Origin of the sequence: Rhodococcus sp. ENV425 (assembly GCF_002887785.1) — a bacterium.
In the GTDB taxonomy this organism is placed as follows: Bacteria; Actinomycetota; Actinomycetes; order Mycobacteriales; family Mycobacteriaceae; genus Rhodococcus; species Rhodococcus aetherivorans.
The window spans coordinates 10,138-31,601 of the sequence record NZ_PCZU01000238.1 but is presented as its reverse complement, the minus strand read 5'-3'; the positions used below and the strand labels follow the sequence as shown (position 1 = coordinate 31,601).

General features: G+C 72.0%; 18 protein-coding genes. 15 read left to right on the top strand and 3 right to left on the bottom strand.

Annotated elements, in window-relative coordinates; translation table 11 throughout:
* The 5 genes from CQZ88_RS20485 to CQZ88_RS20465 form a co-directional block, all read left to right on the top strand.
* Positions 1–408: dimethylamine monooxygenase subunit DmmA family protein (locus CQZ88_RS20485; protein ID WP_258008699.1), on the top strand; the 408-nt coding region annotated here is incomplete at its 5' end.
* Positions 409–432: 24 nt separating this feature from the next.
* Positions 433–1,440 carry a DUF3445 domain-containing protein gene (locus tag CQZ88_RS20480; protein WP_050035069.1) on the top strand — a complete coding sequence of 336 codons (1,008 nt, stop codon included), beginning with the start codon at positions 433–435 and terminating at the stop codon, positions 1,438–1,440.
* Between the two features lie 70 nt (positions 1,441–1,510).
* A complete protein-coding gene (locus CQZ88_RS20475) occupies positions 1,511–2,671 on the top strand; it encodes a lycopene cyclase family protein (protein ID WP_102800215.1) in 1,161 nt (386 codons plus the stop codon).
* A 99-nt stretch (positions 2,672–2,770) separates the two neighbouring features.
* Positions 2,771–3,658, top strand: a complete 888-nt coding sequence (locus CQZ88_RS20470; protein WP_065922667.1) for a DMT family transporter — start codon at positions 2,771–2,773, stop codon at positions 3,656–3,658.
* A gap of 278 nt (positions 3,659–3,936) precedes the next feature.
* On the top strand, positions 3,937–4,176 hold the full coding sequence (locus CQZ88_RS20465; RefSeq protein ID WP_044476011.1) for a WhiB family transcriptional regulator: 240 nt from the start codon (positions 3,937–3,939) through the stop codon (positions 4,174–4,176).
* A gap of 41 nt (positions 4,177–4,217) precedes the next feature.
* On the opposite strand, the gene CQZ88_RS20460 is transcribed toward CQZ88_RS20465, so the two are convergent.
* Entirely contained in the window at positions 4,218–6,230 is a 2,013-nt protein-coding gene (locus tag CQZ88_RS20460; RefSeq protein WP_029543130.1) for a SpoIIE family protein phosphatase, read from the bottom strand.
* A 97-nt stretch (positions 6,231–6,327) separates the two neighbouring features.
* Entirely contained in the window at positions 6,328–7,518 is a 1,191-nt protein-coding gene (locus CQZ88_RS20455) for an FAD-binding oxidoreductase (RefSeq protein ID WP_006937253.1), read from the bottom strand.
* A gap of 150 nt (positions 7,519–7,668) precedes the next feature.
* Here CQZ88_RS20455 and CQZ88_RS20450 point away from each other — a divergent pair, with 150 nt between their 5' ends.
* From CQZ88_RS20450 to CQZ88_RS20430, 5 genes are all read left to right on the top strand, one after another.
* Positions 7,669–8,283, top strand: a complete 615-nt coding sequence (locus CQZ88_RS20450; RefSeq protein WP_044476010.1) for an N-acetyltransferase — start codon at positions 7,669–7,671, stop codon at positions 8,281–8,283.
* 136 nt (positions 8,284–8,419) lie between these two features.
* Entirely contained in the window at positions 8,420–8,836 is a 417-nt protein-coding gene (locus CQZ88_RS20445; RefSeq protein ID WP_050035071.1) for a toxin-antitoxin system YwqK family antitoxin, read from the top strand.
* A 19-nt stretch (positions 8,837–8,855) separates the two neighbouring features.
* Entirely contained in the window at positions 8,856–9,482 is a 627-nt protein-coding gene (locus CQZ88_RS20440) for a maleylpyruvate isomerase N-terminal domain-containing protein (RefSeq protein WP_065922666.1), read from the top strand.
* 13 nt (positions 9,483–9,495) lie between these two features.
* Entirely contained in the window at positions 9,496–9,816 is a 321-nt protein-coding gene (locus tag CQZ88_RS20435; protein ID WP_065922665.1) for a helix-turn-helix domain-containing protein, read from the top strand.
* A 94-nt stretch (positions 9,817–9,910) separates the two neighbouring features.
* A complete protein-coding gene (locus CQZ88_RS20430; RefSeq protein WP_065922664.1) occupies positions 9,911–11,917 on the top strand; it encodes a S9 family peptidase in 2,007 nt (668 codons plus the stop codon).
* Positions 11,918–12,006: 89 nt separating this feature from the next.
* Here the strand turns inward: CQZ88_RS20430 and CQZ88_RS20425 are convergent, their stop codons facing one another.
* A complete protein-coding gene (locus CQZ88_RS20425) occupies positions 12,007–12,957 on the bottom strand; it encodes a TIGR03621 family F420-dependent LLM class oxidoreductase (RefSeq protein WP_065922663.1) in 951 nt (316 codons plus the stop codon).
* Positions 12,958–13,058: 101 nt separating this feature from the next.
* Here CQZ88_RS20425 and CQZ88_RS20420 point away from each other — a divergent pair, with 101 nt between their 5' ends.
* The 5 genes from CQZ88_RS20420 to CQZ88_RS20400 form a co-directional block, all read left to right on the top strand.
* A complete protein-coding gene (locus tag CQZ88_RS20420) occupies positions 13,059–15,734 on the top strand; it encodes a valine--tRNA ligase (RefSeq protein WP_006937240.1) in 2,676 nt (891 codons plus the stop codon).
* Positions 15,731–17,164, top strand: a complete 1,434-nt coding sequence (locus CQZ88_RS20415; protein ID WP_006937237.1) for a folylpolyglutamate synthase/dihydrofolate synthase family protein — start codon at positions 15,731–15,733, stop codon at positions 17,162–17,164. The genes CQZ88_RS20420 and CQZ88_RS20415 overlap by 4 nt, the downstream gene beginning before the upstream one ends.
* Positions 17,161–17,586: a DUF4233 domain-containing protein gene (locus CQZ88_RS20410; protein ID WP_006937236.1), complete on the top strand. Its 426-nt coding sequence runs from the start codon at positions 17,161–17,163 to the stop codon at positions 17,584–17,586. The genes CQZ88_RS20415 and CQZ88_RS20410 overlap by 4 nt, the downstream gene beginning before the upstream one ends.
* A 16-nt stretch (positions 17,587–17,602) precedes the next feature.
* Positions 17,603–18,022: a nucleoside-diphosphate kinase gene (gene ndk, locus CQZ88_RS20405; RefSeq protein ID WP_006937234.1), complete on the top strand. Its 420-nt coding sequence runs from the start codon at positions 17,603–17,605 to the stop codon at positions 18,020–18,022.
* Positions 18,023–18,407: 385 nt separating this feature from the next.
* Positions 18,408–21,464: translation initiation factor IF-2 N-terminal domain-containing protein (locus CQZ88_RS20400; protein WP_102800221.1), on the top strand; the 3,057-nt coding region annotated here is incomplete at its 3' end.

Here is a 21,464-nt window from a genome sequence, read left to right as displayed (position 1 = left end):
TTCAGCCTCGGCGACTGCGCCGACGCGCGGGCCGCGGTGACGGCCTGGGCGGCGCAGGCACTCGCCCTCGGCCGCGTCGCGACCACGGTGCCGAACGCGAGCGCGGACGAGGTGTCGCGGCTCGTGCGTGAGGCCCGCGCCGGCGCCCGCGTGCTGATCGCCGGCCCGCGGCGTGAGGCGATGGCCGCGACGGCTGCGGCGCGTACCGCCGGCGTGCTGCCGTGCGAGATGACCACCTACGTCACCGCCGCCGACGGAGTGTCGCTGTTCTGCCCGCACTGCGCCACCACCCAGTCCGTCGACGCCGCTCCCGGGGCGGTCGTCGCCTGCGGTTCGTGCGGCCTGGACCTCGAGATCCGTCCTCATCTGTCGGGACATCACGGCACCTACCTCGGCGCCGTGGCCTGACCCGCCATCCGGAAAGGAACCTTCGTGACCACCTCCGTCGCCAGCGACCTGTCCTGCCTGCCGTGGCCTTTCCCCGAGGGCGACAGGACGTTCCGTTACGCCGTGAACGTCGAACCGGCGCCGCGCCGCACCGAGACCGCCGCCGGGGCCTGGGGCGAGCACATCGTCGACCTGGGCAAGAGCCACGACGAGTACGTCGAGATGATGCGGTTGCGTCGCTCGATCGTCGAGGCCGACCCCGGGCGCGTGCAGATGCTGCCGCACATGACGCCGGCGTGCTGGGACCTGATGCTCTACTACATGCGCGACATGGCGGCCTCGTTTCCCGACGTCATGCATCTCGACGTCGAGAACGGCGGATACCGCTGGCGCAACGACCTTCTCGGAATCGATCAATGGTTCGTGCCGGGGGATTCGGGCACCCTGCCGGAGCATCCGCTGGTGTTCATCGGGTGTCAGCTGCCCGACGACGTGCTGCTGGTGACCGAGCGCGACGGGCACCTGTGGTTCGACGCGGCGCTGGTCACGTCGTCCGCCGACTGGTCCGTCAAGTTCGACATCGGCATGAGCCTGCACGAGATCCACCGGCCCGTTCCCGGCCTGACCCCGAACGGGGTGACCGACCGCGCCGAGCAGTTCATGCGGCGCCTCACCACCGAGCGGCCGTACCGGCGGGTGAACTGGACCTTCTCCGCGGTCGGTTCGCGGCGCCGGGACACCAGCCTCGAGACGATGCCCGAGTGGATGGACGACATGCCGCGGCTGATCGCCGAACGCGACTGGGGCCGCATCCAGTTGCGCATCGAACTCGAGCACCTGATCCGCCTGCCGATGACGGGGGCGCTGGTGTTCAACATCCGCACCTACATGGCACCGCTCGAGGAGATCGCGCAGGTCCCGGCGTGGGCCGAGCAACTCGCCGACATCGTCGAGGAACTGCCCGCCGAGATCGCCGCGTACAAGGGCATCGACTCCTACCGCATGCCGGCGATGGCCTGGCTGCGCGAGCGGACGCGCGCCCGGGCCGCGTAGTGGCGCACCGGATTCACCGGCGGCCGGTACGGTGACGGAGGGAGGGTCTCCGGCGAGGGGAGAAGCGAGCGTGCGAGCGTGGAGCGGACCGGTCGACGGCGGCATCGCCGTCCTGGGTGCGGGCCTGAGCGGACTGTCGCTGGCGGCCCATCTCGCCGCCGTCCCGGCGCGACCCGGCCCGGTGGTGCTCGTCGACGACGGCGCCCGCGACATCCGTGACGCCGGCTGGGCGTTCTGGTCCCGCCGGTCCGGGCTGCTCGACGCGGCCGTCTCCGCGCGGTTCGCCCGGATCCGGGTCCATGCGGGCGGACGGGCCCGCACGCTCGGCCTCGGCCGGTACCGGTACGGCGTCGTCCGCGGAGCCGACCTGGCGTCGGTGGTCGGCGAGGTTACGGACCGAGTCGACGACATCGGGCTCCGCACCGGCCGGGTGACGCAGGTGCACGACGGGGCCCGCCCGCGTGTCGCCCTGTCCGACGGCACGGAGCTGCACCCCGAGTGGGTCTTCGACGGCCGGGGCCCCGACGCCGACGACCGGGGGACGAGCCCCGATGCGTGGCTGGACTTCCGCGGGTGGCGGATCCGCACCGAAGCTCCCCTGTTCGATCCCGACGTCCCCACCCTGTTCGACTTCCGCACCGATCAGCGCCGGGCGGCGTCCTTCGTGTACGTGCTGCCCACCGATACCCGGCACGCCCTCGTCGAGCACACGAGTTTCGCGCACCCCGACGGCGGGCCCGTCGGCACCGCCGCTCACGACGAGGCGCTCCGGGAGTACCTGGCGGCCGTGCTCGGCGCGGACGAGGACACCTACATCGTGGAGGCGGACGAGTCCGCACGGCTTCCGTTGGCGTCGCGGCCGCCCGCGCGGCGCAGCGGCAACATCGTGCGCATCGGCGCCGCGGGCGGAATGCTCAAGGGCAGCAGCGGATATGCGTACCAGCGGATCCAGTGCGACAGTGCGGCGATCGCGCAGTCGCTCGCCCGGCACGGGCATCCCTTCGACGTGCAGCCTGCTCCGTCCCGGTTCGCCCGGTACGACCAGGGGCTGCTGCGGGCCGTCGTCGAGCGGCCCGCGGTGCTCGAGCGCGCCTTCGCGGGGCTGTTCGACCGGTCCTCCGCGGAGCCGATCCTGCGGTTCCTCGACGAGGAGTCGACGTGGCGCGACGAGGCGGCGCTGTTCGCGTCGCTGCCCGCAGCCCCGCTGCTCAGGGCGATGGCCGGCCGCTGACCGTCCCCGGGTGGTACCGCGCGACCGGCCGCGGGCGACCCGGTCGGGCCCGGCTCGTTCGATCGGCGAGGTACCGCGCTTCGCCCTAGGGTTGGGCGCGTGTCGGACTCGGTGGGCGCAGCGCTGCTGGCGATCGCCGCGGCCTTGTGCATCGCGGTGGGTACGGTCGTGCGTCAACGCACGGCAGCCGGTGTGCCGGACGACGCCGTGGGCACGCTGGGCCCGATCACCGCTCTCGTCCGCAACCCCGTGTGGTGGCTGGGCACCGTCGCCGGCGTCGGGGGATACGCCTTCCAGGCCGCGGCGCTCGGCCGGGGCTCTCTGCTGCTCGTGCAGCCGCTGCTGGTGCTGTCACTCCTGTTCGCGCTGCCACTGGGTGCCCGCCTCGCCGATCGCAGCGTCGGCCGGAGTGAGTGGCTGTGGGCGGCGGCGCTCGCGGGGTCGGTCGCCGTGCTCGTGGTGCTGGGGAATCCCCGGCCGGGACTCGCCCGGGCCGAGCCGCTGCACTGGGTGCTCACCTGTCTCGTCGGTGCCCCGCTGGTGGCGGCCGGTCTGATCGCCGCCCGGCGGGTGCGCGGCGCGCGCAAGGCGCTGCTGCTCGGCGCCGTGGGCGGCGCCCTGTTCGGGGTCTCGGCCGTACTGACCAAGGGAGTGGTCGACATCGCGTCCCGCGGTGTGCTGCCGCTCGCCACCGCTCCCGAACTGTGGGCGCTCCTGCTCCTCGCCGCGGGGGCGGTGACGGTTCAGCAGGCGGCGTTCCAGGCCGGTGATCTGCGGGCGTCGTTGCCCGCCACCACCGTCCTGGAACCGGTCGTGGCGTCGCTGCTCGGTTTCGTGGTCCTGGGGGAATACCTCGACGCGGACCGCGCCATGAGTGTGGTTCTGGTCACCGCGGCGGCGGTGATGGTGGCCGCGACGGTCGCCCTCGCGCGGGGCGACGCGGCCGCGTCGTCCCCCGACCAGGCGGTATGTCCTCCGGGGGAATAGCCCGGCCGGCGGCGCCGCCTACGGTCTCGCGAACCTTCGACAAATCTCGCTCTTTGTTGGCATGAATTTCGGTGGCGCGGGGTACTCCCCGGTCCATGAGATCGACGAACCGAGAATCGGCCCTTCGGGGCGGTCCCGGCGCGTGGATCGAAGTGAGCGAAAGGTCGCAGACTTTCGTCCGGTCCGCTCGCACTGCGTGCGAGCCTGCTGTCAAGGAGAGCCCCGTGCCATTGTCACCTCACCCGCTCCGGCCGACCGTCGATGTCTGGAACTGGCAGATGCAGGGCTTGTGCCGCGGCGTCGACTCGTCGGTGTTCTTCTCGCCCGACGGCGAACGGGGCCGCGCGCGGTACCAGCGAGAGTCGAAGGCCAAGGAGATGTGCCATCGGTGCCCGGTCATCGAGCAGTGCCGCGAGCACGCGCTCACCATGGGCGAACCCTACGGAGTGTGGGGCGGGATGTCGGTCTCCGAGCGGGAGAAGTACGTGCAGTCCCGGAGACGGAAGATCGCGAGCTGAGCCGGATTTCGCCCGGCACCGACCCCCGGTCGGTGCCGGGTTCACGTCTCCGGATCCCCTGACGGCTCCGGGATGTCGCCGCCGCCGGGGTCGGCCCGGCCGTGGAGTCCGACCAGGCTGAGCACGTGGTGGGCGGTGCTGCCGGGTGGCGCCACCAACGTGACGGTGGAGTGCTGCTTGGCCGCGCGGTCGCGGGCCGTCGAGAGCAAGGAGACCCCGGCGGAGCCGAGGTTGGTGACCTCGCTCAGATCGACTGTCACCGACAGCGTTCCGCTGTGGGATACGGCGTCGAGGCACCCCTTGAGGATGGGCGCGGTGTCGATGTCGATGTCCCCCCGCACCGCGAGACGACCGGGTTCGGTTTCGGCGACGGCGAATTCGGGCGAGACCTCGGGACGGCCGACGATCGCGCCTTCCGTGAACTCGGTGACGACGCGGGCGCTGCGGGTGAGCCGGAACGTGACCGTCGCGGTCGTGCCCGTGTCGTCGCTGTCGACGACGAGGTCGTCGGCGAAGATCCGGACCATCGTGAGCCCGCGGCCGCGGCTGGTCGGTAACCGATGTGGCTCCGGGGTTTTCGCGGGGGTCTTCCAGCGGCCCCGGTCCCGCACGCGGACCCGGAGGCAGCCGTCGCCGTCGAGCGTCCCGTCGATGTCGACCGGGGCATGCCCGGCGTCGCCGCCGGAATAGGCGTGCTCGACGACGTTGGACACGAGTTCGGAGACCGCGTGCTCGACGGCCACAGTTCCGGCATGGTCGGCACCGATGCGCACGAGCCATCGCCGCAACGACGTCCGTGCCGACCTCGGTGCCTCCCGGTCGGCGTGGAGCCGAAGCTGCAGGGGATCCGGCATGGCCGTGCGCTGAGCGGCCACGATGGTCACGTCGTCGCTGTATCCGGTTTCCCGGAGCAGGAATTCGAGGATCTCCGCGCACACCCGATCCACCGTCCGGGCGCGCGTGTCCGGGATCGGGAACGACCGGCCGGCCACGCTCAGGGCCGCCCGCTCCGCGAGTTCGGCGGTGCTCGCCGGCGGGGGCCGGCCGGGGCGCTCGATCAGTCCGTCGGTGTAGAGCAGCACGACGTCGCCGGCGGCGAGGGCGTCGGTGGCGACGGGGAACGTCGAGCCGGTACCGATCGGCGTTCCGCCCGAGGGTGGGAGGTATCGGACCGCCCCGGCCGGGCTCGCCACCAGCGGCGGGGGATGCCCGCTCGTGCAGTAGCGGACCCGGCCGGTGGCGGTGTCGAGGACGACGACACAGACCGTCGCGGTGCGGGCGCCGGGGACGTGCGCCGAGAAGGCGTCGAGGGTGGACAGGGCGGCGGCGACGTCCGCGCCCGCGAGGATCTGCTGGCGCAGCACCGCGCGGAGCTGCCCCATCACGGCGGCGGCCTCGACGCCGTGCCCGACGACGTCCCCGGTGATGAGCACGAGTTCGCCGTTCGCAAGGGCCAACGCGTCGAACCAGTCGCCGCCGGCGGCCGTGTCCTCGGCGGCGACCAGGTAGGCGGCCGCCACCTCGGCCCCCGGCACGACCGGGACGGACGGCGCCAGCAACGCCTGCTGCATCACCGTCACCGCGTCGCGGGCCTGCTCGTACTTCTCCGACATCAGCTGGGCCCGTGCCTCGGCGCCGCGCCGGGCCAGGACACTGTCGGTCACGTCGGAGGCGAAGAAGAGCAGCCCGGCGACGCCGCGGTCGGGGTCGCGACGGGGGGCGATGGTGAAGTCGAAGTAGCGCTCCCGGACCACGCCGCTACCGTCGGTATCGATCTGCAGGCGCCACTCCTTGGCGGTCTCGGCGACGCCGGTCGCCGCCACCCGGTCGAGCAGCTCGAAGAACTGCTGGCCCTCGAGTTCCGGTACGACCTCGCGCACCGGCCGGCCGAGGAGGTCGTCGCGCCCCAGCAGCGCCCGGTAGGCGGCGTTGGTCGCGACGTACACGTGATCGGGTCCCTGCCACGCGCCGAGGGCGAACGGCAGTGCTTCGAACACGCGGAGAACCGTGTCCGGCTCTCCCGTGGCCGAGAACAGGTCCTCGCCTTCCGGCATGCCGTGTACCTTCTCCGGTTTCCGCGGTGAAGCGTCACCTTCAGTTCTATACCCCTCCGGGGCTTCGGTACAGCGGCGTGCCGGCCGGCCCGGTTCGTCAGCGCATCTCTCCGGCCCCGACGTACGGATTGAGGCTGGCGAGCGGTTTGCCCTCGGCGAAACGGGAGTAGCGGAAGTCGGCGCCGTCGACGGCGGCGTCGCTGCTGATGCCGTCGAGCAGGAGGTCGGCGGCGAGGCGGCCCACGGCCGGGGAGATCTTGTAGCCGTGGCCGCTGAAGCCCACGAGCAGGAACAGCCCCGGGGCGGGGGACGGCCCGATGACCGGGTTGTAGTCGGGGGTGGTGTCGTAGCACCCCGCGTACGACGAGGCGAGCCGCGGATCGGGCATGGCCGGCAGCAGCCGGTCCAGCTTCGCGATGGCGGTTTCCACGAACGGGTCGTCGGCGCGATTGACGTAGTCGTCCGGGTCGGCCCACTCCGGGGTGGAGTGGTCGCTGTTGCCCACCAGCAGGTCCCCGTTGGGCTCGCGCCGGATGTACTGCAGGTTCACCAGGTCGGAGAAGGTGGGGATGTCCGGGGTGGGTTCGCCCTGGTCGACCAGCAGGAGTTGTTCCCGCTGGGCCCGGATCGGGATGTCCACCCCGGCGGTCGCGCCGAGCGCCGGCGACCACACGCCGGTCGCGAGCACGACGGTGCCCGCGTGGATCTCGGAGCCGTCCGCGAGCCGCACACCGTAGACCTCGCCGCCGTCGCGCTGCAGGAGCGAGGTGACGGTGGTGCTCTGACGCACTCGCACGCCGAGGGCACGGGCGCGGGTGCCGTAGGCCATTCCGGTCATGTAGGCGTCGCCGTGGCCGCCGAGTGGTTCGTACGCGAAGGCCGCGAAGGGATCGAGGGCGATTCCGGGCAGCAGTCGGCGGACCTCGTCGGCGTCGATCGTCTCGACGGGCACACCGAGGGAGCGGTGCATCTCGACGTTGGCGGCGAGCGGGGCGGTGTTGTCGGGCCCGACGCCGACGACGTATCCGGTCTGCCGGAAGCCGATGTCGGTGCCGAAGATCTGCTCGGCCTCGGAGAAGACCTGCACGCCGTGCCAGGCCATCGCCGCCAGCGACGGAACGCCGTAGTGGCAGCGGACGATGCCGCTCGACTTGCCGGTCATGCCGGAACACAGAGTTCCGCGTTCCAGGACGAGAACGTCGGTTTCGCCGCGCTCGGCGAGGCACCAGGCCGCAGCCAGGCCCTCGAGTCCGCCGCCGACGATGACGATGTTCGCGGTTTCGGTCATCGTGCTTCCTCACAACTCGCAACAGGGGTGGTTTCGTGCTGAGAAACAGTGTTGCACGAAATGAAACAGTCGTGCCCGCCCCCATGTGACAACGACGTAAAACCTGCTGGGCGGCAACGTTCCATCGTTGACGCCGGTAGCCTCGTCCGCATGACCCCCGCCGTCCGCCCGGTCACCAGACGGGACATACCGGTCTTCGCCCGCACCCTCGCCGATGCGTTCTTCGACGATCCGGTGATGATGTGGATGTGGCCCGACGACGAGCGCCGGCGCCGAGGTCTGCCACGCATGTTCGCCGCGGAGGCGCGCCACCACCTGCTGGCGCACGGCGGACTCGAGATCGCCGAGGGTCCGGACGGTGCCACCGGGGGTGCGACCATGTGGGCGCCACCGGGCCGATGGAAGGTCACCGGCTGGCGGTCGGTCCTGGTCACCGCGGGAATGATTCACGCGCTCGGCGGCCGCGCCCGCGTCGGCGCCGAGGTCAACGGCGCGCTCGAGGATGCGCATCCGGCCGAGCCGCACTGGTACCTCTCCGCCATCGGGACCGGAAACGCCACGCGTGGAGGGGGATTCGGGAAGGCGCTGTTGCGGTCCCGGCTGGACCGCTGTGACGCCGAAGGCGTGCCCGCCTATCTCGAATCGAGCAAGGAGAAGAACATCTCCTACTACGAGCGGTTCGGCTTCCGGGTCACCGGCGAGATCGCCGTCCCGAACGGCGGCCCCACCCTGTGGAAGATGTGGCGCGCGCCCGTGACGCGGTGACTCGGCGCGCGTCCCGCCGAGCTGTTGATATGCAAGCAATCGCTTGCATATACTCGTCGCTCGTGGGAGATCTCTCGACGGTCACCGCCGGGCCCGACGGCGCGCGCAGCGCCCTGGGCCGGTTCGGGACTTCCGGATGAGCACGCCGGCCGAGAGTCCGAACGCCGTGGACGGTCACGGCCGCAAGACCGGCGAGTGGGCGGAGCCCGACCCGCACGGCGGGGTGATGATGGGCAACTACGTCGACGGTGAGCGCCACGGCACGTGGCGGCACTACTTCGCCGGCGGGGCGTTGCGTTCCGAGGGCGGTTACGACCGCGGCGTCCTGCACGGCCCCTGGACCTGGTACCGCGCCACCGGCGGCCTGCTGCAGCGCGGCGGGTTCGCCCGCGGTGAGAAGCACGGCCACTGGGAGCGCTGGACCACGGCGGGAACGCTCGTCGACAGCGGAAACTGGGAGCACGGCAGGAAGACCGGCGAGTGGACCTACTACGACACCGACGGGAGCATCAGGAAAACGACCACCCACCGGCCGAGGCTGCCGCGCGGGTGACCGAACGAGGGGGAGTGCGGTGACATCGACCTTCGACCGGGATCGAGCCCTGCTGATACGGCTGTGGCGCTCGTGGGCCGAACGGGCACGGGAATTGAGCGACGAGCAGTGGACGGCCCCGACCCGGCTGCCGGGCTGGACCGTTCGGGACCTCTACGTCCACGTCACACCGGACGCCCTGATCGCCCTGCTCGCCGACCCCGCGTCCGACGGCACGGCGAAGGTCACCAGCGCCGCGGAGATGCTCCGCGTCTTCAACGCCGACCCGGTCGCCGCCGAACCGATGCACCGACGGATCGCCGAGATGGTTCGCCGCGCCGCCACCGACGTCGGCCGGGGGACGCTCGTCGAGCGATTCGCCGTCGAACTGCCGCAGGCGTTCGATCGCCTGACCGGCCTCGGCCGTGAGACCGTCGTCCCACATCCTCTGCTGGGCTCGGTGACGCTCGGCGCGCTCCTCGACCTGGCCATCCTCGAAACGACCGTTCACCTGCTCGACGTCGTCGACACGGTCGGCGGACCGCCGCCCGAACCGGAGGCACTCGAACGCACCCGCAACGTGCTCGCCGCCGTCCCGGATGCGCGGGCCTTCATCGAGGCGGCATCGGGCCGGTCGGGCGCGCGGATACTGCCGGTGATGCGATGAGGCAACCGCGCATGTGACGCGGCACGGCTCCCGCGATCTCGTCCGCGTGCTCGGACTGCAGAGCAGCAACGTCAGCGCGACGGTGCGCAGCCTGGTCCAGCTGGGACTGGTGGCCCGCACGTCCAACCCCCGCGACGGACGGTCCCACCCCCTGCACCGGACGCCCCCGCCCCTGGCGGAACGCAACGACTACCTGATCCGCCGGATGTGGATCACCGGTGTGGCGCGCCTGCTGTCCGAGATGGAGCCGGACGACGCGGCCGCCCTCGTCGCCGTCGCCCCGCTGCTCGAGCGCCTGGCCGCGCTGTCCGCAGACCACCCGCTGGCGGGTTGACCGCTCGTTCCCGCGCGGCGCGCCGGCGGCGTATCCCGACCGGGCCGTGTCGGCTCCCCGGTGACGCCTCCGGCGAGCACTACCCTCGGGCACCATGACCGCATTCGACGACCTCGACGACTATCTCGCTCTCCCTCGCGTCACCGCGCTCGCGCTGTCGCCGGACGGGACCCGCGTCGTGATCGCCCAGTCCACCCTGGACGAGGAGGGGACCGGGTACGTCGGGGCGCTGTGGGAGGTCGACCCGCAGGGGCATGCGCCCGCCCGGCGGCTCACATGGGGTGCGAAGGGCGAGTCGAATCCCGTCTTCACCGCCGCCGGCGACCTGCTGTTCACCGCCGCCCGGGCCGACGGGACGGACGGCGACGACGCCCCTGCCGCGCTGTGGCGGCTGCCCGCCGCCGGCGGCGAAGCACAGCGCGTGGTCTCCCGCAAGGGTGGGGTGCGCGGCGTGTGGGCGGCCGAGGCGGCGGACCGGATCGTGGTGACGGCGGACGTACTCGGCCGCACCGACGGCGACGACGAGCGGATCCGGGACGCCCGCAAGAAGCGCAAGGTCTCCGCCGTGCTGCACACCGGATACCCGGTGCGCCACTGGGATCACGACCTCGGACCGGCCGAACCGCACCTGCTCGCCCTCGCGGACGGCCCACACGCGCCCCTGTCGGACCTGACCCCCGGGCCCGGAGGCGCCCTGCGTGAGGCGTCCCTCGACCTCGCCGCCGACGGCAGCTTCGTCGTCACCACCTGGTCGGTGCCCGGGCCGCTCGCGTCCCGCCGCACCACCCTGGTGCGCATCGACACCGACACCGGACTGCGCACCGTCCTCGTCGACGACGAGGCCGCCGACGTGTTCGCCCCCGCGATCGCGCCGGACGGCACCCGGGTGGCGTTCCTGCACGAGACGCACTCCGACCCCGAGACGGCGCCGCGAATCACTCTGCGGCTGTTCGACCTTCGATCGGGTGAGACGACGCAGCTGGTGCCCGGGTGGGACCGGTGGCCGACGTCGGTCGTCTGGCGGCCCGACTCCGGGGCCCTGCTCGTGACCGCCGACGAACACGGCCGCGCCCCGATCTTCCAGGTGGCGCTGTGGGCCGACGTCCCCACGCCGTTGACCACCGACGCCGCCGCCTACACCGACCTGCGTGTCGCGCCCGACGGAACGTGCGTCTACGCCCTGCGCGCCGCCTACGACACACCGCCGCACCCGGTGCGGATCGCGCTCGACGCCCCCGGCACCGTCACCGCGCTGCGCGCCCCCGCGGAGCAGCCCGAACTGCCCGGCCGCCTCACGGAGATCACCACCACCGCCGCCGCCGACGGCACCCCGCTGCGGGCCTGGCTGGCCCTGCCGGCCACCGCCGATCCCGACGCGCCCGCGCCACTGCTGCTGTGGATCCACGGCGGCCCGCTCGGCTCCTGGAACACCTGGTCGTGGCGGTGGAACCCGTGGCTGCTCGTCGCCCGCGGCTACGCCGTGCTGCTCCCGGACCCCGCGCTGTCCTCCGGTTACGGGCAGGACTTCGTCCAACGCGGGTGGGGCCGCTGGGGCAAGGAGCCCTACACCGATCTGATGGCCCTGACCGATGCGGCGATCGAACTACCCGAGATCGACGCCGAGCGCACCGCCGCGATGGGGGGATCCTTCGGCGGCTACATGGCCAACTGGATCGCCGGGCACACCGACCGATTCCACGCGATCGTCACCCACGCGAGCCTGTGGGCCCTGGACCAGTTCGGGCCCACCACGGACTCGGCCTGGTACTGGGCCCGGGAGATGACTCCCGAGATGGCGGTGGAGAACTCGCCGCACCTGTACGTCGCCGACATCGTCACCCCCATGCTGGTGATCCACGGCGACAAGGACTATCGCGTGCCGATCGGGGAGGGACTGCGGCTGTGGTACGAGCTGCTGTCCGAGTCGGGGGTACCCGCCGCCGCCGACGGCTCCACCGTGCACCGCTTCCTCTACTTTCCCGACGAGAACCACTGGGTGCTCAGCCCCCAGCACGCGAAGATCTGGTACGAGGTGGTCGAGGCGTTCCTCTCGGAGCACGTGCTCGCGCGCCCCCGGGAACTGCCCGAGGTGCTCGGCTGACGCGGATCGCGCCGGTGCGCGGCTGACGACGCGGATCGCACCGGTGCGCGGCTCGGGATTCGAGCAGCATCTCCGCCGGGGGGCGACGCTCACCCGCCCAGCATCCGCACCCGCTCCAGCACCGGGGCGAAGGCCTCGAGATACGGCCCGTGGACGGTGTAGTAGGTGAAGCCGTAGCGGTCGCGGTTGCGCAGGACCTGATCGGCCATCCGTTCCACCGTGCCGATCAGTGCGAACGGCGTGTCCAGCAGCTCCTCGACGCTCATCATCGGACCGTAGCGCTCGAGCAGTGCCCGCGCCGCGCCCTCTCGGTCGTCGGTCACCACGACCGCCTGGACCAGCACCTGCCACTCGAGGCGGTCCGCGCGGGCGCCGGCGCGCTCACGGGCGAACCGCACGCGCTCGTCGGCCTCGGTGGCCGTCGCGATGCGCAGCACCCCGGGCGCCTGCCCCGGCACCTGCACGGCACCGGCCACCCCCACGATGTCGGCGCGCTCGGCCGCCAGCTGCAGCACCCGGTCCCCGGTGCCGCCGATCAGCAGCGGGGGACCGGTGCCGCCGAACCCGCGCCGCTGGACCGGCTGCAGCGGTGCCAGGCCCATGCCGGCGCGCAGCTCGGCGTGTTGCGGGTACCCACCCTCCGCGAAGCGGCGCCCCAGACCGTCGATCAGGGCCTCGAGCCGATCGACGCGGCGGCCGATCGGCTCCCAGCCGATGCCGGCCTCGTCGAATTCCCACTTCATGTGCCCGGCGCCGAGGCCGAGCTCGAGCCGGCCGCCGGTGAGGACGTCGGTGGTCGCGACGTCGCGGGCCAGCAGCTCCGAATTCCAGAACGGGGCGTTGAGGACGAGCGTGCCCACCCGCAGCCGCTCGGTCGCCTGCGCCGCGGCGACGAGCGTGGGAAACGGCGCGGCGACCCCCAGGTGGTCCGCGGCGAACAGCGTGTCGTACCCGAGGGCCTCGATGCGGCGGCACCGGCCGGCGAACGCGCCGGCCGACTCCAGGGCGAAGACGTTCGTGGCGAAGCGGAACTCGTTCACATCTGTCACGGTGCCGTACCCGTGATCCGCAGTCCAGCAGGCCCGCTCCGGGTCCGTGGGGCGTGTGCAGGCGGTTTGCCTCCGCTGACTACGATTGCGGGGTGACCAGTGCGCCAGAGAACCACCAGAACCCCGCCGACGCCCTCCCCAAGAGCTGGGACCCCAGCACCGTAGAGGACGAGCTGTACCAGGGCTGGGTGGACGCCGGTTACTTCGTCGCCGATCCGTCCAGCGACAAGCCCGGCTACTCGATCGTGCTGCCGCCGCCGAACGTCACCGGAAGCCTGCACATGGGCCACGCCCTCGACCACACCCTGATGGACGCGCTGTCGCGCCGCAAACGCATGCAGGGCTACGAGGTGCTCTGGCTGCCCGGCATGGACCACGCCGGCATCGCCACCCAGACCGTCGTCGAGAAGCAGCTCGCGGTGGACGGGAAGGCCAAGGAGGACTTCGGCCGCGAACTGTTCGTCGACAAGGTCTGGGACTGGAAGCGCGAGTCGGGCGGCACCATCCAGGGCCAGATGCGCCGCATCGGCGACGGCGTCGACTGGTCCCGCGACCGGTTCACCATGGACGAGGGCCTTTCGCGGGCCGTGCAGACGATGTTCAAGCGGCTCTACGACGACGGGCTGATCTACCGGGCCGAGCGACTGGTGAACTGGTCGCCCGTGCTGCAGACCGCGATCTCCGACATCGAGGTCAAGTTCGAGGAGGTCGAGGGCGAACTCGTGTCGCTGCGCTACGGCTCCCTCAACGACGACGAGCCGCACGTGATCGTCGCCACCACCCGGGTGGAGACGATGCTGGGCGACACGGCCGTCGCGGTGCACCCGGACGACGAGCGCTACAAGCACCTGGTCGGCACCACCCTCGAGCACCCCCTCACCGGCCGGCGGATCCCCGTGATCGCCGACGAGTACGTCGACCCCGAATTCGGCACCGGCGCCGTGAAGATCACGCCCGCGCACGACCCCAACGACTTCGAGATGGGCCTGCGGCACAACCTGCCGATGCCCACCATCATGGACAAGGCCGGCAAGATCGCCGACACCGGAACGCAATTCGACGGCATGGACCGGTTCGAGGCGCGGGTCAAGGTGCGCGAGGCGCTGGCCGAGCAGGGGCGGGTCGTCGCCGAGAAGCGTCCCTACCTGCACAGCGTCGGTCACTCCGAGCGCAGCGGCGAGACCATCGAGCCCCGGCTGTCGATGCAGTGGTGGGTCAAGGTCGATGCGCTCGCCGAGGCGGCGGGCGACGCGGTCCGCAACGGCCACACCGTGATTCACCCGGCCAGCCAGGAACCGCGCTGGTTCGCCTGGGTCGACAACATGCACGACTGGTGCATCTCGCGGCAGTTGTGGTGGGGGCACCGCATCCCGATCTGGTACGGCCCCGACGGCGAGGTCGAGTGCTTCGGTCCGGACCAGACCGCCCCCGAGGGGTGGGAGCAGGACCCCGACGTGCTCGACACCTGGTTCTCCTCGGGCCTGTGGCCGTTCTCCACGATGGGCTGGCCCGACACGACGCCGGAGCTCGAAAAGTTCTATCCCACAAGCGTGCTCGTCACCGGTTACGACATCCTGTTCTTCTGGGTGGCCCGGATGATGATGTTCGGCCTGTACGTCGCGAACGACGAGGCGATCACCGCCGGCGGGAAGTCCGGCGTCCAGGTGCCGTTCAAGGACCTGTTCCTGCACGGCCTCGTGCGCGACCAGTACGGCAAGAAGATGTCCAAGTCGCGCGGCAACGGCATCGATCCGCTGGACTGGGTGGAGCGGTACGGCGCCGACGCACTGCGCTTCACCCTGGCCCGCGGCGCCAACCCCGGGAGCGACCTCGCCGTGGGCGAGGACCACGCGCAGTCCTCCCGCAACTTCGCCAACAAGCTGTTCAACGCGACCAAGTTCGCCCTGATGAACGGCGCCGTCGTCACCGAGCTGCCGGCGCGCGCTGCGCTCACCGACGCGGACCGGTGGATCCTCGACCGGCTCGAGCAGGTCCGCGCCGAGGTCGACGAGGCGTTCGAACGGTTCGAGTTCTCCAAGGCGTGCGAGGCGCTCTACCACTTCGCGTGGGACGAGGTGTGTGACTGGTACCTCGAGCTCGCCAAGGTGCAGCTCGCCGACGGCAGCGAGTACGCGGAGGGGACCAAGGCGGTCCTCGGCAACGTCCTCGACCAGCTGCTGCGCCTGCTGCACCCGGTGATCCCGTTCGTCACCGAAACCCTCTGGAAGGTGCTCACCGGCGGCGAGTCCGTGGTCGTCGCGTCGTGGCCGGGCACCAGCGGGGTCGCGGCCGACGCCGACTCCGCGCGCCGCGTCGAGGATCTGCAGAAGCTCGTCACCGAGGTCCGCCGCTTCCGCAGCGACCAGGGCCTCAAGCCGTCGCAGAAGGTCGCCGCGCGGCTCACCGAGATCGACGCCGCCGACCTGGCCGCCCAGGTGCCGGCCGTGCGGTCGCTGGCGCGACTGACCGAGCCGGCGGACGGGTTCTCCGCCACCGCCTCCATCGAGGTGCGCCTGTCCCGCGCCACCGTCACCGTCGAGCTGGACACCTCCGGCACCGTCGACGTGGCGGCCGAGCGTGCCCGGCTGGGCAAGGACCTCGCGGTCGCCGAGAAGGAGCTCGCGGGCACGTCCGCCAAGCTCGGCAACGAGGCGTTCCTCGCCAAGGCGCCCGCGGCGGTCGTCGAGAAGATCACCGCCCGCAAGCAGATCGCGGAGGAGGAGATCGCCCGGATCACCTCCCGACTCCAGGAGCTGGGGTCGGCGTGAGCGAGGACCGGTCCGCGGCGACGCCGGCGCAGCCTTCGCCGGTCGACCTGGCCGAGCTGACCCTCGTCGAGGCCGAACTCGACAAGCGCTGGCCCGAAACGAAGATCGAGCCGTCTCTCACCCGGATCGCGGCGCTGATGGATCTGCTCGGATCCCCGCAGCGCAGCTATCCGGCCATCCAGATCGCCGGCACCAACGGCAAGACGTCGGTGAGCCGGATGATCGACGCCCTGCTGACCCGGTTGCACCGGCGGACCGGCCGCACCACGAGCCCGCACCTGCAGCTGGCCACCGAGCGGATCAGCATCGACGGAGCGCCGGTCTCGCCGCGCACCTACGTCGACACCTATCGCGAACTCGAGCCGTACGTCGCGATGATCGACGCCCAGTCGCAGGCTGCGGGCGGCCCGGCGATGAGCAAGTTCGAGGTGACCACGGCGATGGCCTTCGCCGCGTTCGCCGAGGCTCCCGTCGACGTCGCCGTCGTCGAGGTGGGGCTCGGTGGCACCTGGGACGCCACCAACGTCGTGGACGCGCAGGTGGCGGTGATCACCCCGATCGGGCTCGACCACACCGAGTACCTCGGTCCCGACCTCCCCACGATCGCGGGGGAGAAGGCCGGGATCATCAAGAAGGCTGCCGACGACGGGCTGGTTCCCCGCGACACCGTCGCCGTCCTGGCCCAGCAGGAGCCCGAGGTGATGGAGGTGCTGCTGCGACGGGCCGTCGAGGCGGATGCCGCCGTGGCGCGCGAGGGCTCCGAGTTCAAGGTCCTGGCCCGGCGCATCGCCGTGGGGGGTCAGCAGCTCGAGCTGCAGGGCCTGGGCGGGGTGTACACCGACATCTTCCTGCCGCTGCACGGCGAGCACCAGGCCCGCAACGCCTCGCTCGCGCTCGCCGCCGTGGAGGCGTTCTTCGGCGCCGGCGCCGACCGGCAGCTCGACGGCGACGCGGTGCGCGCGGCGTTCGCGTCGGTGCTCAACCCGGGCCGGCTCGAACGGGTGCGCAGCGCCCCGACGGTCTTCCTCGACGCCGCCCACAACCCCCACGGGGCGAAGGCGCTCGCCGCGGCCCTGGCCGACGAGTTCGACTTCCGCAAGCTGGTCGGAGTGGTGTCGGTGATGGCCGACAAGGATGTGCCCGGCCTGCTCGACGCGCTCGAGCCGGTGTTCGACGAGATCGTCGTCACCCACAACGGTTCGCCGCGGGCCATGGACGTCGACGAGCTCGCCGACCTGGCCGTGGCCCGGTTCGGCGACGAACGCGTGGTGGTCGCGCAGACACTGCCCGACGCCCTCGAGACGGCCATCGCCATCGCCGAGGAGGTCGCCGAGCCGGGTGAGGCAGTATCGGGGGCGGGCGTCGTGGTCACCGGTTCGGTGGTGACCGCCGGCGCCGCCCGCACTCTCTTCGGAAAGGACCCCGCGTGAGCGAGGCAGCTGACAACCCCGGCGAATCGCCGGATCGGGACTCCGCCGTCCGGCCCCCGGCGAAGGACCCGTGGAAGGGACTGCGCGGCGTCATGGCCGGCACGCTCGTCCTCGAAGCCATCGTGGTCCTGCTCGTGCTGCCGGTCGTCGCGGTCATCGGTGGGGGGCTGACGTGGTTCTCGGGCGGCTACATCGTGCTCCTCGCCGTCGCGATGATCGCGGGCGCCGGGCTGCAGGGCCGGCCGTGGGCGCTCTGGTACAACCTCGCGCTGCAGGTGCTGACCCTGCTGGGCTTCGTGGTGGACCTGTCGCTCGGCATCGTCGGCGTGCTCTTCAGCGTGGTCTGGGGCTACATCCTGTACCTGCGCAAGGACATGAAGGACCGCGAGGCGCGGGGTCTGCTGCCGGGGCAGCGGGGCTGACCACTACGCTGTGCGCGTGACTGAGCGGACCCTGGTACTGATCAAGCCCGACGGCGTGGCCCGTCGTCATGTCGGAGAGATCCTCTCGCGCATCGAGCGCAAGGGACTCGACATCGTGGCACTCGAGCTGCGCACCGCCACCGAGGAGGTGGCCGCCGCCCACTACGCCGAGCACGAGGGCAAACCCTTCTACCCCGGCCTGATCGAGTTCATCACCTCGCGCCCGCTGGTCGCGGCCGTGCTCGAGGGCCCCCGGGCCATCGCCGCGTTCCGTCAGCTCGCGGGCGGCACCGATCCGGTGGAGAAGGCCGTTCCCGGCTCCATCCGCGGTGATCTCGGGCTCGACGCCGGGGAGAACCTGGTGCACGGCTCCGACTCGGTGGAGTCCGCCGAGCGCGAGATCGCCCTCTGGTTCCCCGCCCTCGCCGGGTCCTGATCCGTATCGACTGCCCCGCCACGGCGCCCTCCGGGGCGCCGTTGGCGTATCCACGGACCTCTGTGTGGGATACTGAGGTAGGTCGCCCCGCTTCGAGTGTTGCGGAACGACCGAACGACATCACGGATCGATGCCCGACATCGCTGTGACCGGGGACGCAGGAGACACCTCGCTCGGTTGCACGCTGGATGCACCGGCGCTCGATCCGCGATCCAGCCAGGCACCGCTCGGCCGTGCAGTGAAAACGGGCACCGGACGACCGCGCGATGCGAGACCGCACATCTCGCGCCTCCCGGTGCGAGCACACACAGACAGCGCCCTCGCGTGGCCGCGTCACATCGCTCGAGACGAGGATGGACGCGCCCGGGGGCCCGAGGAGACCTACGTGGCCGAACAAGCGCCGCCGAACGACAATTCCAACGAAGAGGGCACCGTGGTGCTGCCGCCGAAGATGCGCGTGCACGCCCTTGCCAAACTGCTCGGCCTGACCAGCAAACAGGTCATGGCCAAGGCCGCCGACCTCGGCACCGAGCTGCGCAGTGCCCACTCGAGCCTGCAGCGCGACCTCGCCGAACAGATCCGCGCCGCGCTCGGCGCACCGGCCGAGGCCGAACCGGTGCCCACCGCGGAAGCCGCACCGGAACCGGTGGGTGAGGCGCCCGAGGTGCCCGCCGGAGAGGCCGCCGTCGCGGTGCCCGCCGAGGTCCCCGTGGAGGAGCCGGCGGCCGCGGTCCAGGACACTACCGCTCAGGAACCCGCCGCGGAGTCCGTCGAGGCACCCGCGGCCCCGGCCCTGTTCACCGGCGTGGAGCAGGAGACCCCGGTGTTCGCCGCGCCGGAACCGAGCACCGCCGAGCCCGTCGTCAGCGCACCGCTGTTCCTGCAGCCGGAGGTCACCACTCCCGTCGAGGCCCCGCCCCGTCGACGCCGTTCCCGGCGAGCGGCCGAGGCACCCGAGCCCGCCGTCGCCGAGGAGGTCACCGAGGAGACCGCCGCGGTGGAGGAACCGGCCGAGGAGACCGCCGAGGAGGAGGAGCCGCGTCGGCGCCGTCGTGGCCGCCGTGGCCGTGGCCGTGGCCGCGGCGAACAGCCCGAGACGCAGGACGAGACCACCGCCGAGGAGGGGACAGCTGCGGCGGAGGCCGAGGAAGCGGAGGCCGAGGAGCCGACGGAGGCCGAGGAGCCGACGACGGAGGAAGCCGCGACCGCCGGGCCGGAGGCCGGGGAGGCCGAAGGCGGGGAGGCCGAGCAGGCCGAGGCCGAGCAGGCCGAGGCCGAGGAGGAGTCCGCGGAAGGTCCCTCGCGCCGTCGTCGCCGTCGTCGTCGCCGCAAGGGCAGCGCGGACGGCGCCGAGACCGTCGCCGAGGACGACTCGGTCCCCACCGTCGTCCACGAGCGCGAGCCGCGGCCCAAGGCCCGCGCCGCCAAGGACGAGGTGCAGGGCATCACCGGTTCCACCCGGCTCGAGGCCAAGCGCCAGCGCCGCCGCGACGGCCGGGACGCGGGCCGCCGTCGGCCCCCGATCCTCACCGAGTCGGAGTTCCTCGCCCGTCGCGAGTCCGTCGACCGCGTCATGGTGGTGCGGGAGAAGACCGGTGACGGTGCGCACCCCGGGAACATCACGCAGGTCGCGGTCCTCGAGGACGGCGTCCTGGTCGAGCACTTCGTGACCAGCGCCGGATCCGGTTCGATGGTCGGCAACATCTTCCTCGGCCGTGTCCAGAACGTGCTTCCCTCGATGGAGGCGGCGTTCATCGACATCGGCAGGGGCCGCAACGGCGTCCTCTACGCCGGCGAGGTCAACTGGGAGGCCGCCGGGCTCGGCGGCAACTCCCGCAAGATCGAGCAGGCCCTCAAGCCGGGTGACCGGGTGCTCGTGCAGGTCAGCAAGGACCCGGTCGGGCACAAGGGCGCCCGCCTGACCACGCAGATCAGCCTCGCCGGCCGATTCCTGGTGTACGTGCCGGGCGGCTCGTCCACCGGCATCAGCCGCAAGCTGCCCGACACCGAGCGCAAGCGGCTCAAGGAGATCCTGCGCGAGATCGTCCCGGCCGAGGCCGGCGTGATCATCCGCACCGCGGCGGAGGGCGTGAGCGAAGACGAGCTCGCCCGCGACGTGCAGCGCCTGCAGACGCAGTGGGCTTCCATCGAGGAGCAGGCCGCCAAGCTCGAGTCCGACGGCTCGGGGCAGCCGAAGACCCTCTACGAAGAGCCCGACCTGCTGGTCAAGGTGATTCGCGACCTGTTCAACGAGGACTTCTCCAAACTCGTCATCGAGGGCGAGAACGCCTGGACCACCGTCGAGAGCTACATCCGCACCGTCGCACCGGACATGGTGCCCCGCGTGGAGCGGCACGATCCCGACTCGGGTGGACGCGACGTGTTCGCCGCCCACCGCATCGACGAGCAGCTCGCCAAGGCGCTCGACCGCAAGGTGTGGCTGCCGTCCGGTGGCACGCTCGTCATCGATCGCACCGAGGCGATGACCGTCGTCGACGTCAACACCGGCAAGTTCACCGGGGCCGGCGGCAATCTCGAAGAGACCGTCACCCGCAACAACCTCGAGGCGGCCGAGGAGATCGTGCGGCAGATGCGGCTGCGCGACATCGGCGGCATGATCGTCGTCGACTTCATCGACATGGTGCTCGAGTCGAACCGCGACCTGGTGCTGCGACGCCTCACCGAGGCGCTCGGCCGGGACCGCACCCGCCACCAGGTCTCCGAGGTGACCTCGCTGGGGCTCGTGCAGATGACGCGCAAGCGGCTCGGCACGGGTCTGGTGGAGGCGTTCTCCACCACGTGCGAGCACTGCCACGGCCGCGGCATCGTCGTGCACAGCGAACCCGTCGAGGCCGGCGCGGCCGAGGACGGTGGGCGGCCCGCCCGTGCCGAGAGCGGCTCCCGGCGCCGCCGGGGCCGTGACCGCGGCACCCAGCCGGAGGCGGCGACGACCGAGACGGCCGCGCCCGCGCCGGTACCCGAGGTGGCGACAGTGGACGCGACCGTCAAGCGTGCCCACCCGGTGGCCCTGGCGATGGCTGCGCACCACGGGAACCACGACGAGAACCCGGCGGAATCCGGCGCCGAGCAGGCGCAGGCAGCGCCGGCCCAGCCGGCCGAAACACGCGAGGCTGAGCCGGCCGAAACACGCGAGGCTGGGCCGGTCGAAACACGCGAGGCTGGGCCGGCCGAATCACGCAAGGCTGGGCCCGCTGACACGCGCGAGGCGCGGCCGGCCGAAGCACCGGAGGCCGAAAAGCAGGCAGCGGAGCCGGCGGCCCGTCGCCGTCGCCGGGTCTCACGGGCCGCCGCGGCCCCGACGGGCGACGGCACCGGCGCCGGCACCGTCTTCGTGGTGCCCACACCGGCCCCCGCACCGGAGCCTGCGGCGGTGGCCGCCGCGCCGGTCCCGGACGGGGAGAACGCCGAGCCGGTGGTCGTT